Source organism: Nocardiopsis sp. NPDC006139 (assembly GCF_040614155.1).
GTDB lineage: Bacteria > Actinomycetota > Actinomycetes > Streptosporangiales > Streptosporangiaceae > Nocardiopsis > Nocardiopsis changdeensis.
Map to the genome: position 1 here is coordinate 36,185 of NZ_JBEXTT010000034.1, position 17,156 is coordinate 53,340.

The 17,156-nt window shown below is 74.5% G+C and carries 12 protein-coding genes and 1 pseudogene; 4 read left to right on the forward strand and 9 right to left on the reverse strand.

Annotation, left to right across the window (positions count from 1 at the left end; translation table 11 throughout):
• Positions 1-41: 41 nt before the first annotated feature.
• Positions 42-1,376, reverse strand: coding sequence for a pyridoxal phosphate-dependent aminotransferase (locus ABZ249_RS30470; RefSeq protein WP_355269668.1), 1,335 nt, complete (start codon positions 1,374-1,376; stop codon positions 42-44).
• A 132-nt stretch (positions 1,377-1,508) separates the two neighbouring features.
• Between ABZ249_RS30470 and ABZ249_RS30475 the strand changes: the two genes are divergently transcribed.
• Complete coding sequence (locus ABZ249_RS30475) at positions 1,509-2,453, forward strand: LysR family transcriptional regulator (RefSeq protein WP_355269670.1); 945 nt, start codon at positions 1,509-1,511, stop codon at positions 2,451-2,453.
• Between the two features lie 234 nt (positions 2,454-2,687).
• On the opposite strand, the gene ABZ249_RS30480 is transcribed toward ABZ249_RS30475, so the two are convergent.
• From ABZ249_RS30480 to ABZ249_RS30490, 3 genes are all read right to left on the reverse strand, one after another.
• On the reverse strand, positions 2,688-3,023 hold the full coding sequence (locus ABZ249_RS30480; RefSeq protein ID WP_355269672.1) for a hypothetical protein: 336 nt from the start codon (positions 3,021-3,023) through the stop codon (positions 2,688-2,690).
• 140 nt (positions 3,024-3,163) lie between these two features.
• Entirely contained in the window at positions 3,164-4,387 is a 1,224-nt protein-coding gene (locus tag ABZ249_RS30485) for a glycosyltransferase (protein ID WP_355269674.1), read from the reverse strand.
• 17 nt (positions 4,388-4,404) lie between these two features.
• On the reverse strand, positions 4,405-5,307 hold the full coding sequence (locus ABZ249_RS30490) for a DMT family transporter (RefSeq protein WP_355269696.1): 903 nt from the start codon (positions 5,305-5,307) through the stop codon (positions 4,405-4,407).
• A 418-nt stretch (positions 5,308-5,725) separates the two neighbouring features.
• Here ABZ249_RS30490 and ABZ249_RS30495 point away from each other — a divergent pair, with 418 nt between their 5' ends.
• Positions 5,726-7,330: a beta-N-acetylhexosaminidase gene (locus ABZ249_RS30495; RefSeq protein ID WP_355269676.1), complete on the forward strand. Its 1,605-nt coding sequence runs from the start codon at positions 5,726-5,728 to the stop codon at positions 7,328-7,330.
• Positions 7,331-7,407: 77 nt separating this feature from the next.
• On the opposite strand, the gene ABZ249_RS30500 is transcribed toward ABZ249_RS30495, so the two are convergent.
• Together ABZ249_RS30500 and ABZ249_RS30505 are read right to left on the reverse strand one after the other, a co-directional pair.
• Complete coding sequence (locus ABZ249_RS30500; RefSeq protein ID WP_355269678.1) at positions 7,408-8,655, reverse strand: alanine racemase; 1,248 nt, start codon at positions 8,653-8,655, stop codon at positions 7,408-7,410.
• A 43-nt stretch (positions 8,656-8,698) separates the two neighbouring features.
• The gene (locus ABZ249_RS30505; RefSeq protein WP_355269680.1) at positions 8,699-9,709 is read right to left on the reverse strand and encodes a glycerophosphodiester phosphodiesterase family protein; all 1,011 of its coding nucleotides are present in this window, start codon (positions 9,707-9,709) and stop codon (positions 8,699-8,701) included.
• A gap of 256 nt (positions 9,710-9,965) precedes the next feature.
• On the opposite strand from ABZ249_RS30505, the gene ABZ249_RS30510 reads away from it, so the two are divergent.
• Together ABZ249_RS30510 and ABZ249_RS30515 are read left to right on the forward strand one after the other, a co-directional pair.
• Positions 9,966-11,453, forward strand: a complete 1,488-nt coding sequence (locus ABZ249_RS30510; protein ID WP_355269682.1) for a hypothetical protein — start codon at positions 9,966-9,968, stop codon at positions 11,451-11,453.
• A gap of 185 nt (positions 11,454-11,638) precedes the next feature.
• Entirely contained in the window at positions 11,639-13,396 is a 1,758-nt protein-coding gene (locus tag ABZ249_RS30515; protein WP_355269684.1) for a gamma-glutamyltransferase family protein, read from the forward strand.
• 601 nt (positions 13,397-13,997) lie between these two features.
• Here ABZ249_RS30515 and ABZ249_RS30520 read toward each other — a convergent pair.
• The 3 genes and pseudogenes from ABZ249_RS30520 to ABZ249_RS30530 form a co-directional block, all read right to left on the reverse strand.
• Positions 13,998-15,125, reverse strand: coding sequence for a C40 family peptidase (locus ABZ249_RS30520; protein WP_355269686.1), 1,128 nt, complete (start codon positions 15,123-15,125; stop codon positions 13,998-14,000).
• 195 nt (positions 15,126-15,320) lie between these two features.
• Positions 15,321-16,979 (reverse strand): bifunctional 3'-5' exonuclease/DNA polymerase, encoded by a 1,659-nt coding sequence (locus tag ABZ249_RS30525; RefSeq protein WP_355269688.1) that lies wholly within the window; start codon positions 16,977-16,979, stop codon positions 15,321-15,323.
• Positions 16,980-17,054: 75 nt separating this feature from the next.
• Positions 17,055-17,156: pseudogene (locus ABZ249_RS30530) on the reverse strand (dihydrofolate reductase); the annotation flags it as partial.

The following is a 17,156-nucleotide window of genomic DNA, read 5'->3' on the forward strand; positions in this document are numbered from 1 at the left end:
GACCCCCGGGGAAGGGCACCGTCCGCCCCTCTCTCCCCTGGTCAGTGGACGGGTTCGGCGACCGCCCGCACGAGCGTCGGCGCCACCGCCGCGGACACCGGGTCGGCCGCCAGAGCGTCCAGCACCTCGGCGAGCCGGTCCAGGTGGGCGTGGATCCAGGGCAGCGCCAGCGGGTCGGTGGCGGCCAGCGCGGCGTAGCGGCGCTCCTCGGTGTCCCCGTAGAGCAGGCTGGTGGCGACCCGCATGCGCAGGGCCTGCGGCCCCTCCCCGAACTCGGCGGCGGGCAGCACGCCCATGCCGAACCGCTCCAGCAGCAGCCCGGTGAGCTCGGGCCCGGTGGTGACGCCGTGCAGCCCGGCCAGCCGCTCGCGCATCGGCTCGAAGTCCGGATAGAGGTAGAACCCGGCCCGCGGCGGGGCGAGGGTCGCCCCGGCCCCGGTGAACACGTCCGCGACGGCGCGGGCGACGATCCCGTGCAGGCGGCGGCTGCGGTCGATGTGGTCGACGAGTTCGGCGGGCTCGGTGAAGGCGTGTGCGGCGGCCTCCTGGACGGGGGCGGCCGGGCTGGACCAGATCTCGCTGGCCACACCGAGCAGGCCGCCGCGCAGCCGGTGGCCCAGCTCGGAGTCGGGCAGGCGCAGGACCCCGATCCGCCAGCCGCCCAGGGCGAGGTTCTTGCTCAGCCCGGTGGAGATGACGGTGCGCTCGGGGGCGAACTCGGCGGGGCTGTGCACGTGGACGGGCTCCCCGCCGGGGCCGACCGGGTGGACGAGGTCGCGGTAGATCTCGTCGGAGATGATCACCAGGTCCAGCTCGCGGGCGACCTCGGCCAGACGGCGCACGGTCTCGCGGCTCGCCAGGGTGCCGGTCGGGTTGTCGGGCAGGGTCGCGATGACCGCGTTGACGGTGCGACCCTCCGCGCGCGCCGCGGTGACGGCCGCGTGCAGCAGGTCGGGCTGGGGGACGCCGCCCTCGCCGCCGCCCGCGGTCGGGACGAGCAGGGGGCGGGCGCCCACCAGCCGGCTCTGCGCGGCGTAGCTGACCCAGCTGGGCGCGGCGATGGCGGTGTCCCCGCCCAGTTCCAGCAGGAGGCTGTACAGCAGCGGCTTGCTGCCGGGCCCGGCGATCACCATGCCGGGGTCGGTGGGCAGTCCGCGGCGCTCCCAGTAGCCCGCGGCGGCCTCGCGCAGGGCGGCGACCCCGGCGACGGGGCCGTAGGAGTTGGCGCCGTTGCCCGCCGTGAGGCGGTCGCGCATGACCGGGTGGACCGGCAGACCGGCCTCACCGAACCCCAGGGGCAGCACGCGCACCCCCTGGCGGCGCTTCTCGGCGAGGGCTTCGTTGACGGCGAGGGTCGCGGAAACAGTGACGGCCATGTGATGACTCATCTCCGGCTCAGGGTCGGCGTGCGGCCGTCGTTCCAGGTGACGGCCTCTCACCCCTCACCCTGCCCAGGAACACCCTTCACTACAAGCGAGTCTTTTCGATGGTGAGCGTAAGCTTTTCTTATGCTCGACCTCCGACGCCTCCAGATCCTGCGCGAGTTCTCCGCCCGGGGCACGATCGCGGCCACGGCCGCGGCCCTGGGGTACACGCCCTCGGCCATCTCCCAGCAGCTGTCCGCGCTGGAGAAGGAGACGGGGGTGGCGCTGCTGGACCGCACCCCGCGGGGGGCGGAGCTGACCGACGCCGGCCGGCTCCTGGTCGCCCAGGCCGAGGAGATCCTGGCCCTGGTGGAGGCCACCGAGTCGGTCCTGGCCGAGCAGGCCGACATGGCGCTGGGCGTGGTGACGGTGACGGCGTTCCCGACCGCCGCCGTGGCGTTCGCCCCGCTGCTGGCGCCGTCGCTGCGGATGCACGAGGAGATGCAGCTGGTGCTGCGCCAGACGCTGCTGTCGACGGGGACGGAGAAGGTCCGCTCGCGGGAGGTGGACATCGCCCTGGTCGACGACTGGAGCGGACAGCACCCGGGGCGGGGCGCGGACAGCGGGCTGCGCCACGTGCACCTGCTGCGCGACCCGATGGTGCTGGCCGTCCCGCAGGGGCACCGGCTGGCCGACCCGGAGGAGCCGGTGGTGCTGGAGCGGCTGCTGGGCGAGTCGTGGATCGTGGCGCCCGAGGGCGAGCGCTCGCGCTACGGGACCGACCTGCTGCTGGCCGAGGTGGGCGGACTGCCCGGGGCGGCCTGGGAGTTCGAGGGGCTGGGCACGGTGCTGAGCCTGGTCTCGCGCGGCATCGGGATCGCGGCGGTGCCATCGCTGGCGATGGTGGGCGCCCCGGCGGGGCTGGTCCACCGGACGCTGCCCGGGCGGGTCCCGGCCCGGCACGTGTACGCGGTGGTGCGCCCGGCCTCGCTGCGTCGCCCGGCGGTCCAGGTCACCCTCCAGGCGCTGCGGACCGCGGCCCGGACCGTGGCCGAGGAGCTGGACGCGCTCACCGACCGGCCCTCCTGAGGCCCCGCGCTCGCGGGAGCCGCCGGACTCCTCGCGGCCCTCGCGCTCTGTGGCCCCCGCGCCCGCAGGAGCCACCGGAGCCGCGCGGGGACGGCCGCCGGTCCTCCGGACCCGGAGCGGCGGCGGATCCGGCGGACGGCGACCGCGGCGGGTCCGAGGCGGCGGACGGTCCCGGACATGACGGTGGCCCGGCCGTTCGGCCGGGCCACCGCGGGCCTCCCGCTCCGGTGTCCTTCAATCGTCCCCATCGCCGCTCCGCCGCCGCGCCCGGTCGACGCGGCGGCGCAGTTTGCGGCAGACGTGCAGCGCGCGGTCCCGGTCGTCGCGGGCGTTCCACCACCGGGCGTAAGCCTCCAGCCGGCGTTGTCGCAGTGCCTCCAGTTCGGCCTCCATGCGGGTCACCCGGTGCTCCAGGTCGATGCGTTCCCGTTCGAACGCCGACATGTCGCGCTCGTGGAACCCGGCTTCGCGTTCGGCGTCGAGCAGTCGGTCGTTGAGGGCCTGGTTCCCGTCACCGCCGCGGGTGATCCTGCCGAGGCCGCTCCGTCCATTGATCCCTTCGAACCACACACCCCATGTGTTTCCCGAGCCGCATGGATATCACCGTCAGCCACGCAAAGAATGCGGAAAGTGGCAAACCTCAGATTATTCGCAATTCAGACAAAGCCGACAAATACCCCTGCGCTCCCCTGGCCGCCGCTTGACCGCCCTCAGGCGGCCAGCCGCTCCAGGTGCGCGGGCCGGGGCGCCGCGGGCAGCAGCCCCCGGTAGACCTCCTCGAACCGCTCCAGCGAGCGGTGGTGGTCGTGCCGCGCCGCCAGCTCCCGGCTGGCCTCGCCCATCTCCGTCCGGGACCGCTCCGAGCCCAGCACGGTGAGCAGCCGGTCGGCCAGAAGGCGCGGTTCGCCGGGCGGGAACAGGAAGCCGTTGCGCCCCTCCTCCACCAGGTGCGGCAGCGCCATGGCGTCCGCGACCACCACCGGCAGCCCCGTGGACATCGCCTCCAGGGTCGCGATGCTCTGGAGCTCCGCCACGCTCGCGATGGCGAACACGTCCGCCGCCGCGTACACCAGCGGCAGCTCGTCGTCCGGCACGAAGCCCAGGAAGAACACCCGGTCGGCGACCCCCTCGGCGGCCGCCAGCGCCCGCAGCCGCGCCTCGCAGCGGCCCAGGCCGGCCAGGGCCAGCTGGACGTCCCGCTCCCGGGACACCAGGGCCAGCGCACGGATCGTGTCGTCGATCCGCTTCTCCTCGTCCAGCCGCCCCACGAACACCACGGTCTCCCGGTCCGGCAGGCCGAACCCCTCTCGCAGCGCGGACCGCTCCGCCGGACGCGGGTGGAAGCGCTCCAGGTCGATCCCGCACGAGATCGGCTCGACCTCCCCGGCGAACCCCTTCTCCCGCAGCAGCGCCGCGGCGCGCGGGGTCGGCGTGGTCACGTGGTCGGCCTCCCCCGCCACCCGCACCATGTCCCGCCAGGCCAGGTCGCCCACCGCCGTCCGCATCGCCTCGGGGATCCGCGCGTGGGCGTACAGGTTGTCCGGCATGAAGTGGTTGGTCAGCACCACCGGGATGCCCGCCGTGCGCCCCCTGCGCATCGCCGTGCGGCTCAGCGTGAAGTGGCTCTGCGAGTGGAGCACGTCCGGGTCCAGGCGCTGCACCAGGCGGGCGATGTGGCCGCCCATGCCCAGCGGCACGGCGGCGCGCATGTCGGTCTGGAGGGGGATCGGGGCCGACCGGAGCCGGTGCTCCATCACCCGCCCGTTGCGGCGCACGTACGGGTCCCCCTCGTCGGAGGGGCACACCACGTGCACCCGGTGCCCGCGGTCCGCGAGCCCCTCGGCCAACCGGTGGGTGAAGTATCCGGCCCCGTTGACGTCGGGCGGGTAGGTGTCGGTGGCGATGAGGACGCGCAGCGCTCTGGACTGGGCCATGTGTGGAACTCCTTCGTTCAGCGGTCGCGGGTGCGGGCCGTGCTCGTGTGCGTGTGCGCCCCCTTCGCCTCGGGGTTGCGGTGCCGGGTGCGGGCCAGGGCGATGGTCCCGGCCATCGCCAGGGCCGTGAAGCCGAGCGCTCCGATCTGGGCCGCGAGCGTCTCGGGGGCGCCCTCCCCCAGGAGGATCGCGCCGATCCCCACGCTGACCACGGGGTCGGTGATGAGGAGGGTCGCGTAGGCCGCCGCGAAGTGGCCGGTGCGGTAGGCGTTCTGCATGAGCAGCCCGCCGAAGACCGCCAGCACCAGGGCGAGCACGGTCAGCCAGCCGAAGACGGTCGTCCAGTCGACGACCGCGTTGGCGGTGATCACCCGGGCCAGGCCGGAGGTGGCGCCCAGCGCCGTGCCCCCCGCCAGCGCGAGCACGATCGCCCGGGCGCCGCTGCGCATCCAGTGCGCGGTGAAGAACACGGCCAGGCCGAGGAAGAGGGTGGTCCCGGTGAGGACCAGGGCGGCCCGGGTGGACATGACCGGCAGGTCGGCGCCGTGCGGGAACGTCCACAGCACGCCGATGAGGCCGGCCATGACGGCGACCCCGGCGATGATCTGCGAGGTCCGCACCCGCTGGTGGTTGAACAGCGCCGACAGGACGATGGCGAACAGCAGCCCGGTGACGCCGATCGGCTGGATGATGGTGAGCGGCGCGCCACTCAGGGCCAGCAGGTGCAGGCACACGCCCACCCCCGCGGCCAGGGTGCCCAGCAGCCAGCGCGGCTGGCGCAGCAGGTGCAGCAGGAACCCGGCGCGGGCCACCTGGTCCCCCGGGGCGCGCACGGCGTCGCGCTCCTGGAGGGCCGAGCCCAGGGCGAGCGCGAAGGCCCCCGCCACGGCGATGAGGACGGACCAGACCACCGTCACCACCCCCGGGGGGCGGACCACCGCGGTCCCATCGTCGCCTGCGCCACTCGTCGTCTCCTCCCGGCGCCCGGGCGGCTCCGGGCGCGTCCAACAACGCTACGGGCGGGGCTCCGCTCCGGCCATGACGCCAGCGCCCCTTTCGGGGTGTGGTCCGCACCCCACCCCCTCGGGGGGTCTCCTCCCCCAGCATCCACCGAAGCCGACCCCCGCACGCTTTTCGGCGGATCGGACACGCCGGGCCGTTGTCCGGAGCCCTTCCGCGAAAGTCGGTGCGGTAAGGGCCGGGAGCGGTCAAAACCGGGTAAGGGGCGGCCGGAATGCGCGGTCCGGTCCCGACCACCCGGAGAACGGTGCTGCGCCGGAGGCGGCCTCCATGGCACCATGTCCCCTATTGGTCTAGACCGGATAGGAGCGCCCACCCGTGCCTGATACCTCCCCCTCCCTCCTCGACTCCCGACCCGTCATCCCGCGCCCCGCCCAGCTGGTGCCCGGCGACGAGGGCGGGCTGACACTGACCGCCGCGACCAGGGTGTCCGCCGACCCCGAAGCCCGGGACACCCTCGTGTGGCTCCAGCGTGAACTCGGCGCGGCCACGGGGTTGCCGCTCGCCACGGGCTCCGAGGACAGCCAGATCCGCCTCAGCGTGGACCCGGGGGCCGGCCTGGGCCGCGAGGGCTACCGGCTGATCGTCGACGACGAGGGCGCGATCATCGTCGGCAACGACCCCGCCGGGGTCTTCTACGGGGCCCAGACCCTGCGTCAGCTGCTTCCCGCCGAGGCCCACCGGGACGCCCCCCTGGGCGGCACCGAGTGGACGCTGCCCGCCGTGCGGATCACCGACGCCCCCCGGTTCGCCTGGCGCGGGCTGATGCTGGACACCGCCCGGCACTTCGTCCCCAAGCGGGAGGTGCTGCGCTACATCGACCTCCTGGCCATGCACAAGCTCAACGTGCTGCACCTGCACCTCAGCGACGACCAGGGCTGGCGGGTGGAGATCGACCGCTACCCGAAGCTCACCGAGAAGGGGTCCTGGCGCACCCGCAGCCAGCTGGGGACCCCCCGGCCGGGGCAGGAGGCGGAGTTCGAGGAGCGCCCGCACGGGGGCTTCTACACCAAGGACGACATCCGCGAGATCGTCGCCTACGCCGACGCCCGGCACATCAGCGTCGTCCCGGAGATCGACGTGCCCGGGCACTCCCAGGCCGCCATCCACGCCTACCCCGAGCTGGGCGAGGTGGGCGAGATCCCGGTGGGGCAGCGCTGGGGCGTCTTCGAGGAGGTGCTGGCGGTCACCGACGACGTCATCGAGTTCTACAAGAACGTCATCGACGAGCTGCTGGAGCTGTTCCCGAGCACGTACTTCCACGTGGGCGGGGACGAGTGCCCCAAGACCCAGTGGAAGGGCAGCGAGAGCGCGCAGCGGCGCATCCGCGAGGAGGGCCTGGCCGACGAGGACGAGCTGCAGAGCTGGTTCATCCGGCAGCTCGACGACCACCTCACCGCGCGCGGGCGCCGCCTGGTGGGCTGGGACGAGATCCTGGAGGGCGGGCTGGCCCCGGGCGCGACGGTGATGTCCTGGCGCGGCGAGGAGGGCGGCATCGCGGCCGCCCGGGCGGGGCACGACGTGGTCATGTCCCCCACCGCCACCTCGTACCTGGACTACAAGCAGTCGGAGTCCGACGACGAGCCGATCCGGGTGGGCACCCTGCTGCGCACGGAGGACGTGTACCTGGCCGAGCCGGTCCCGGCCTCGCTGACCGAGGAGGAGGCCCGGCACGTCCTGGGCGCCCAGGTCAACGTGTGGACCGAGCACATCGACACGCCGCGGCGGCTGGACTACATGGTCTTCCCGCGGCTGTCGGCGTTCGCCGAGAAGGTGTGGTCCGCCAACGCGCGCGACTACGCCGAGTTCGAGCCGCGCCTGGTCCACCACCTGACCCGCCTGGACGCGGCGGGCGTGGAGTACCGCCCGCTCGACGGCCCGCGCCCCTGGCACACCCGTCCCGGCGTCCACGGCTGGGGCTGATCCCCCGCCCCGTCCCGGGTGGCCGGGACGGGGCCTCCCGGCCGCCCGCGGCGCGGGCCGCGGGCGCGCCGGAGGGCTCAGAAGTAGGTGGCGACGACGTCGACGACCGTGTCGGCGTCGTCGACCACCGGGATGCTCCGCCACCGGTCGAAGGTCGTGCAGGGGTGGGAGATCCCGAACGACATCAGGTCGCCCGGACGCACCCCCAGCCCCGGCGGGACGTCGAGGTAGGCGTGCTGGTCGTCGAACTTGCGCACCGTCACCCCCGCGGCGGGGACGGTGGTGCCGTCGGCCCGGCGCAGGACGCGCGGGATCGGCAGGTCCTGGTCGTACCCGGCGTCGCGGCGCCCCATCCCGGCGACCGCCAGTCCCTCCTCGGGGGCGGACAGGACGCGGGCCCACAGCTCCAGGGCGCCGGTGAGCGCGTCGCCGCCCTCCGGCAGCCGGTTGAAGGGGGTGAGGCGGCGGTACAGCCCGTCGTCGTGGCTGATGTAGGCGCCGCTGCGCAGGATCGGGATCGCCTCGACCATGCCGCCGAGCTCCTCGGCCACCAGGTCGAACCACGCGCTCCCGCCCACCGTCACGATCGGCTGCGCCCGCCCCGGGAAGAACCCGGCCTCCGACAGGGCCTCGGCGTCACCGCGCAGGTCCCGCAGGAACCCCCGGACCCCGTCGGCGTCGGACAGGGGTCCCTCGTACCCGGCCACGCCGGACACGCCCGCCCCGGGGACGGCGGCCACGGCTCGGGCCAGCTCCAGGACCTCCTCGCGGGTGCGCACCCCGGTGCGGCCGCCCGGGACGCCGCGCTCCAGCAGCACGCCGGGCGGCCGGCCGCCCTCGGCGCCCTTCAGGCCCTCGGCCAGGGCCGCGACCCCCTCGGGGGAGTCGACGTAGAACAGGAACTCGAAGCCGGGGTCGGCCGCGCCCTCGTCCGCCGCCCAGCGGATCACCCCGGGTTCGAGCAGCTCGTTGGCGAGCAGGATCCGCCGCACCCCGAACCGGCGCACCGCCAGCGCCTGGTTGGCGGTGGCGACGGTGATGCCCCAGGCGCCCGCGGCCAGCTGGCGGTCCAGCAGGGCGGGCGCCATCGAGGTCTTGCCGTGCGGGGCGAACAGCAGCCCGTGGCGGTGGGTGAAGTCGGCCAGGGCCGCGGTGTTGCGGGCGAGCGCGGACTCGCGCAGCACGAGCAGCGGCCACGTGAACGGCCCGTCGAACAACCGGTCCCGCCGGGCGGCGAAGTCGGCGGCGGCGACCGGGTCCCCCGGCCACCACACCCCCTTCGTCCGCCAGTCGACGACTTCTCCGATGTCCGACCGGTCGCTCACGTGGCTCCGCCTCCTGCTCGTGGGTCTCCCCGCAATCTAGCGGCTAGTGGAGAACCGGCACCAGGGGCGCGGGGAGCAGCGGCGTCGCGACCTGCTCCGGGGTGTCGTCGCGGTCCTCGTCCTCACGGCCCTCGTCGTCGAGGAAGTCGCGGATGGCGCGCTGCCCGGCGTCGGGGTAGTCGGTGATGAACCCGTCCACCCCCATGCGCAGGACGGCGTCCATGGCGGCCCGGCTGTTGACCGTGTAGGGCATGGTCTCGTACCCGTGCTCGTGGAGCAGCTCCACGTAGTCCTCGTCGACGGTGGTGTGGTTGGGGTTGACCATGTGCGCCCAGGTGAACTCCGACAGCCGGTCCTCGGGGACCCGCCCGAGCAGGGCGTGCGGGACCGAGGGCAGGAGCCGCTTGGACGAGCGCGTGACCTCCCAGTCGAAGCTCTGCACGACCAGGCGGCGCGGCTCCCACGCGGGGTTGTGCTCCAGCCAGTCCGGGCGCCTGAGCAGCTCGACCGCGATCTCCCTCTCGATCCCCGGGTAGCGGGCCGGCTCCTTGATCTCCAGGAAGAGGTTGAGGTCCAGCTCCCGCATGCGGTCCAGCGCCTCGCCCAGGGTGGGCACGGGCTCGCCCTCGAACTCGGGGGAGAACCACGACCCGGCGTCGAGCCGGCGCACCTCCGCCAGGGTGTAGTCGGCGACCAGGCGGGACCGGCGGTCCGGGAAGACCTCCTCGACGTCAGTGGTGCGGGTGAGGGTGGCGTCGTGCAGGAGGACGAGCTCGCCGTCCTTGGTCCGCTGGACGTCGATCTCGACGGTCAGCGCGCCGAAGCGCCGCGCGGCGTCGAGTCCGGCGAGCGTGTTCTCCGGGGCGTGGCCGGCGGCCCCCCGGTGGGAGACGGCGATGATCGGGCGCTGGGGGTCGGCGTGCTGGACGATGACGGGCTCCGTGGTGGTGCCCAGCGGGTCGAGCCCGGGGGCGTGGACCGCGGACGCGGCGATGGGGGCGCTGACCGCGAGAACGAGTGAGACGACTCCGAAGACGATGCCGATGCGGTGCACCGGGCCTCCCAGGTACGCGTGGACGGACGTATCGGTGGGTTCCTCGACACCGAAGCCTGAGTGCTTTCGGTGACCCCCCGGTTACGGGGTGCGGAGCACGCGGGAACGACCCGCGGTCATGTTGTCCGCCTCCCACCGATTATCACAGTATGCATTCACTTGATGACTTCATGTTACATTTTTGGCTCTTGAGACCCTCGATAATTACGCAGAGCCCTGCAATTATCACTATTAGTAGTCGATGGGAAGGAACACTATGCGTAAGCACCGCACGAGGTGGGTCGCGACTCTCGGCGTCGTCGCCCTGGCCGCCGCGGGTCCGGTCGGACTCGCCGGGTCCGCCCTCGCGGACGAGGAGGACGCGCGGGAGCTGAGCTGGCCGGTCGTCCGCCAGGGCCAGTCCTCCTACAGCCTCGACGGGTACGAGATCGGGTACCTGCCCCCCGGTCTGGAGAGGTACGGCATCAACGCCTCCTCCGTCACCGACCGCCAGGGCGGGCGCCAGTCCCAGCTCTCCTGGGTGCAGGGCCCCGACCAGCTCTTCGGCCGGGTGTCCGTGATCCGGTCCGAGGCCCTCCAGGACCTCGACGACCTGCGCAAGAGCCGGTACAGCCACATCCCCGACCGGGAGCTGGAGCTCGTGGAGGGCGACGCCGCCTTCGAGGACGGGGCCTACCTGTCCGAGGAGACCGGCGACCTCTTCTGGCTGGAGAGACCCGGCGTCGCCGTGGCCGCCCACCTCCAGCCGGACCGCTGGGAGGTCAAGGAGCTGCGCCGGATGGCCGAGGAGGTCACCGAGGAGGCCGGGGCCGCCGGGCAGCCCGCCCAGGAGCCCGCCCAGGAACCGGCCGAGGGGACCGAGGAGCAGGCCGGGGCGAGCCCGGGCCCGGAGGACGTGGCCGAGGAGGTCGTGGACGAGGTCCCCGAGACCCCGGAGGCGCCCGTCGACACCCCCGAGGTCCCCGAAACGCCCGTCGAGACCCCGGAGGTCCCCGAGACCCCCGAGGTCCCGGAGGCTCCGGTCGAGACGCCCGAGGCGCCCGTCGACACCCCCGAGGTCCCGGCCGAGACGCCCGAGCTGCCCGCCGAGACGCCCGAGGCCCCGGTGGAGACCCCCGAGACCCCGGTGGACCCGGGCACCCCGGAGGTCCCCGGGACCCCGGTCGACGGGGTAGTCGGCGAGGCGCCCGAGCTGCCCGAGGTCCCGGAGGCTCCCGTCGAGACCCCCGAGGTCCCGGTGGAGACCCCCGAGACCCCGGTCGACGACGCCGTGACCCTGCCCGGCACGGGCTCCCGCGAGGTCAAGGAGTGCCTGCTGGACCGGTTCGTGGACTTCGAGGCGGGTGAGACCGGGCTGGACGAGTCCCAGCTGGCCCAGGACAGCGGCGAGTTCGTCGAGCAGGCCCTGGGCAAGGAGGACCTGGACGACGCCGAGCGCGACCGCCTGCTCGCCACCGTCTGGTACTACGGCGATGAGGGCGACAAGAACGCCGCCGTCGACACCTGCGCCCAGGAGAACGACCTGGAGCGCGCCCAGGTCGAGCAGGTCATCGCGGAGATCTCCGACCTGATCGCCGAGCTGGCCGCCGAGGCCGAGGCCGCCGAGGCCGCCGGGACCGAGACCGGGACCGAGAAGGCCGACGACGGCACCGAGGCCGCCGCGGCCGAGCTCGACACCATCGGTGACGACGAGTGGCGCGAGCTGTGGGACTCCCTGCCCTGGAGCGTCCCGGCCCAGCAGTGATCGAACGCCGACCGACGCCGGGGGCCCTCGGGCCCCCGGCGTTCGCGTGTCCACCCCTCCTCCCATCCCATGACCCCTCCCCCCGCCCTCGGGGCGTGCTGTAGCGTCACCCTGCGCGGACCGGCATCCCGTTCCGCGTACGGCGTGCTCCCCCACCACCTCTGCTACCCCTGGAGGCCCCTCCGATGGCCCGTTTCACCACCCGTCCCCAGCTCAGAGGCGACTTCGGCATGGTCGCGTCCACGCACTGGCTGGCCAGCGCCACCGGCATGTCCGTCCTCGAACGCGGGGGCAACGCCTTCGACGCCGTGGTCGCCGCGGGCTTCACCCTCCAGGTGGTCGAACCCCACCTCAACGGCCCCGGCGGCGAGGTCCCCGTGGTCTTCCAGGCCGCGGGCGGGCCGGTGCGCGTCCTGTGCGGCCAGGGGGTGGCGCCCGCCGCCGCCACGGTCGAGGCGTTCGCCGGGATGGACCGCATCCCCGGCAGCGGGGTGCTGGCCGCCGCCGTGCCGGGCGCCTTCGACGCGTGGATGCTGCTGCTGCGCGACCACGGCACCCTGACCGTGCGCGACGTCCTGGACCACGCCGTCGGCCTGGCCGAGCGCGGGTACCCCGTGCTGGACCGGATCTCCGCGGCGGTCGCCGCCCTGGAGCCCGTCTTCGCCCGGCACTGGACCGGCTCCGCCGAGGTCTACCTGCCGCACGGCCGGGTGCCCGCCGCCGGGACCCGGCTGCGCAACCCCGCCCTGGCCGCCGCCTACCGGCGGATCATCGCCGAGGCCGAGGCCGCCGGGAGCGACCGCGAGGCGCAGATCGAGGCGGCCCGCCGCAGCTGGTCGCAGGGGTTCGTGGCCGAGGCCGTGGCCGCGTTCCTGGCCGTGCCGGTGCCCTCCTCCACGGGGGAGCCGCAGCGGGGGCTGCTCACCTCCCAGGACATGGCCGACTGGAGCGCCACGTACGAGGAGCCGGCGAGCGTCACCTACGGCGCGCACACCGTCCACAAGACCGGCCCCTGGGGCCAGGGGCCCACCATGCTCCAGCAGCTGCGGCTGGCCGAGGCGCTGGGCACCCGCGGCGAGGGAGCCGACTTCGTGCACCGGGTGACCGAGGCGGCCAAGCTCGCCTTCGCCGACCGCGAGGCCTGGTACGGCGACCCCGACTTCACCGACGTCCCGCTCAAGGAACTGCTGTCCGCCGAGTACGCCGCGGCGCGCGCGGCGCTGGTGGACGACGGCCGCGCGTCCCTGGACCAGCGCCCCGGGAGCGTGGCCGGGCGCACGCCCTTCACCCCGCCGGTGTACCTGGCGCAGGAGGCCCCGGCGGACCGCACCCTCGGCGAGCCCACCGTGCAGCGCGGCGACACCTGCCACGTGGACGTGGTGGACTCCCGCGGCAACATGGTGTCGGCGACCCCCAGCGGCGGCTGGCTCACCAGCTCCCCGGTGATCCCGGCGCTCGGGTTCCCGCTGGGCACCCGGACCCAGATGTTCTGGCTCGACCCGGAGTCCCCCAACGCCCTGGCCCCGGGCCGGCGGCCGCGCACCACGCTGTCCCCGACCCTGGTCACCCGGGAGGACGGCCAGGCGGTGCTGGCGATCGGCACCCCGGGCGGCGACCAGCAGGACCAGTGGACCTTCACCGCGCTGCTGCGCATCCTCAACGGGGTGGAGGACCTCCAGGAGGCCCTGGACGCCCCGATGTTCCACACCAACGCCTTCCCCAGCTCGTTCCACCCCCGGGAGACCGTCCCGGGCGACCTGGTCGTGGAGCCGGGCCTGGGCGAGGACGTCATCGCCGAGCTGCGCCGGCGCGGGCACCGGGTGCAGGTGTCCGAGCCCTGGTCGCTGGGGCGGCTGGCGGCCGTGGCCCGCGATCCGGAGACCGGCGAGCTGCGTGCGGCGGCCGACGCGCGGGGCTCCCAGGGATACGCCGCCGGGCGCTGAGACGAACGGAAACGAAACGGACATCCGAATCATCGTTTTGCACGTTAAGACTGGTTTGGGACCACTTGCCTGCCTTGATCGTGCCTCTTGCCAAATCGCCCGCTCGCTGCTTATGTAGTCCTTGTGCGACGGAACGCCGTCGTCACACCCCAGGACCATCCCGACAGGGTCGGCACGCTGTCTCCCCCTCCCTCAGCGGCTCCCTGTCAACCCCCTCCTGAACCGAGGCCTGCCTTCCCCTCCCGGCCGGGTCCTTCGGACAAGGAGACCGTGGGCCGTGGTGCCGCCGGTTCGGCGGCGCCACGGCCCACCGCCTTTCCCGGGCGCGGTGCCCCGCCGCCGCCCGAGGGCCTCCGCCCGGGGCCGGCGAATCCGAGCGCTCGTCGCAACATGGTGATCGGTTGCCTGCCGGGATGAGTCGAGATGAGTACCGCGAGACGCTGGGACGGGGAGTCCCACCCCGACGTCTTGCGGGGCCGGGTGTCGGGTTCCTCGGCGACTTCGTCGAGGAGGCCGCGGTCGTGGCGGGACAGGTCCGTCCCCTCCGGAACGCACGCGGGCCCCGGCCGAACGGCCGGGGCCCGCGCGTTCCGCCGAGCGGTCAGGTGTGGACGCGGACCGAGCCCGCGTAGTTGGCGGTGCGCACCGGGGTGACGCGCACGTCCAGGCCGGTCCGCGGCGCCTCCAGCATCATCCCGTCGCCCAGGTAGATCGCCACGTGCGAGATGTAGTCGGGCGCGGTGGGGTCCGACCTCCAGAAGATGAGGTCGCCGCGCTCCATGTCCTCGAAGGCGATGCGCTCGCCCGCGTTCCACTGGTCGTGGGTGACGCGCGGGATCTCCACGCCCGCCTCGCGGAAGGCCCACTGGAGCAGGCCCGAGCAGTCGAACCCGACGCCCGGGGTGGTGCCGCCCCAGACGTAGGGGACGCCCAGCTGGGACTCGGCGTTGGCGATGACACGCTCGATGACCGTCGGCGGCACGGTCTCGCCGTCGCCCGCCGGCTCGGGGGCGTCGCCCACCAGCTGGACGGACACGTCCTCGCCCAGCGCCCCGCCGAGCTCCTCGTACAGGTCCCACAGGTCGGCCCCGGAGGCCGAGACCACCAGCGCGTTGCCCTCGGGCATGCCGAGTTCGGCGGCGGTCTCCCGGGAGACCAGGGCGTCGATCCCGGCGATGCCGGAGGTGGCGTGCGTCCACACCTCCAGGGGCACGTCGCCGCGCCCGCCGGTCACGGTGACGTCGCCGCCGACCTCCAGCCCGCGCTCGGTGCCGGCGTCCTTGGACAGCGCGATGCGCCCCTCGGCGACGCCCTGCCAGATGTCGTCGGACTCGGCGGAGGGCTCGGGGGCGTGGTTGCGGAAGGTGGAGGGGTCCACGCCCAGCACGGACATGGCCTCCTCGTCGACCAGGACCCGGGCGGCGTCCACGGTGAGCACGTGCTCGACGCCGTCGATCCCGCGGACCGCGTCCACGGCCTCGGCGGGCAGGGTCTCCTGGGCGACCACGAAGTATTCGATGCTGCGCGCCTCGCGGAAGGGGGCCACGTAGGCGCTGTGGCTGAGGTCGTCGGGGTCTGCGACCTCGGGGGAGGCGGAGGCCTGCGGGTCCCGGAGGGGGTCGGATCCCCCGGACGCGAGGGGGTCGGCCTGTTCGCTGATGGGGGGTCGGTCCTCGACGACAGGGTCGGCCCAGGCCGGAGCCGCCCCGAACGCGGTGAAGGCGGCCACCAGGACCGCCGTGGTGCAAGCAGATCTACGGCTCCGCACGGGGATGTCTCGCCCTTTCTCTGAACGACCCGGGGTGTGGGGGACCCCTACGGCGCGCGCCTTTCCGATGACGTTCCGAGTCCAAGAATGGGTGTACCTGAACGCCTTTGCAAGAAGCCCACGCCGTCCGATATCGAACGTCCCGGTACGGGCCGGTCAGGGGGTCATGGGGGGTCGGGGGGTGTCTTCGTACTCCTCTGCAACGGTCACAGCCAGGGGGAATCGTACCGGAGTGTCCCCGAACAGGACAGTGCGCGCCCGCTCCCTGGCGGCATCGATCGCGTGAACGGCCTCCCGGGCCCGCTCGCGGGGCACGTGCAGCAGCACCTCGTCGTGCACGAAGAACACCACCGCCCCGGGCATCGACAGCCGCAGCGACGCGAGCAGCACCAGCGCCCACTCGGCCGCCCCGGCCTGCACCACGAAGTTCCGGGTGAACCGGCCGTGCGCCCGCCGGTGGCGCTCGCCGTCGGGGCCCGACGTGCGCCGCTCCCACCCGGCGGGCCGGGGCGAGGTGCGGCCCAGCCAGGACCGCACCACCCCGCCCCGCTCGCCGGTGCGGGCGGCGGCGTCCACGTACTCCAGGGCCCGCGGGTAGTGGCGGCGCAGCAGCGCCAGCAGCGGGGCGGCGTCCCCTCCGGTCTGGCCGTACATGGCGGAGATCAGGCCGAGTTTGGCGCGGGCCCGGTCGTCGCCGGTGTGCACGGCCAGGCGGGCGTACAGGTCGTCCTCGGCGGCCGCCTCGGCCAGGGCGGTGTCCCCCGAGACCGCGGCCAGGACGCGCGGCTCCAGCTGCCCGGCGTCGGCGCGCAGCAGCACCCACCCGGGGTCGGCCCGCACGGCGCCGCGCACCGCCTTGGGGATCTGCAGGGCACCGCCGCCCCGGGTGGCCCACCGCCCGGAGACGACCCCGCCCACCACGTAGTCGGGGCGGAACCGGCCCAGGCGCACCCCGTCGGGGCCCTCCCGCTCGTCCACCCAGGCGTCCCGCCAGGCCCAGCCGTTGGCCGAGTGCAGCCGCGACAGCTCCTTGTAGCGCAGCAGCAGCGGCACCACCGGGTGTTCGATCCGCTCCAGCTCCCGGGCCCGGGTCGAGGTGACGGGGTGGCCGATCCACGCCATGGCCTTGAGGACCTGCGCCGGGGAGTCGGGGTTGACCTCGCGGCCGACGGCCTCGCCGATGCGGGCGGCCAGGTCGGCCAGCACCGGGGGGCGGCGCCCCGCCGGGGGCCGCGGTCCCAGCAGGCCGGTGAGGATCCGGTCGTGCAGGTCGGGCCGCCAGGGCAGGCCCTCGTGGGACATCTCGGCGGCGGCCAGGGCCCCGGCCGACTCCAGCGCGGCCAGCAGGTCCATGCCGGGCGGCAGGGCGGCCAGGCGGCGCCGCTGGTCGGCGTGGACCTCGGCCAGGGCGTCGAGCCGGTCCGTGCCCGGCGGCAGGGTGGAGCGGTCGGCCTCGAAGAGCGCGGGCTGGGCGGCCGCGCCCTCCCCCGCCGGCTCGTGGGGGTCCGCGGGCACCGGGCGCCCGTGCAGCCGGGACCAGGCGGCGCCCAGGGAACGGGGCTCGCCGTGGCGCCCCTCGTATCCGAGCAGCAGCGCCTCGACGAGCGCCGCGTCGTGGCAGCGCTCCACCCGCACCCCGGCGCGCACCAGGTCGGGGTAGACGTCGCGGGTGTCGGCCCACACCCAGCGGGGCCGGTCGGCCTCGGCGGCGCGGACGGCCGCGGCCAGGTCGTCGACCCGCCGTTCGGGGCCGTCCCCGTCCAGCGGCCGCAACCGTCCGCCGCCCTCGCCGTCGGCGACCACCGCGATCCTCATGCGCCCATTCTGGTCCGCGGTACCGACGGTCCGCGGCCGCCCGGGCCCCGGCCCGCCGGGCGGGGGGCGCGGTCCCTACCGGCGGCCGGGCCGGACGATGTTCTCCAGCGGCTCCCCGGCCGCCCAGCGGGCGAGCTGGGCGTCCATGAACGCGCGGGCCCGCGGGTAGAACGCCGC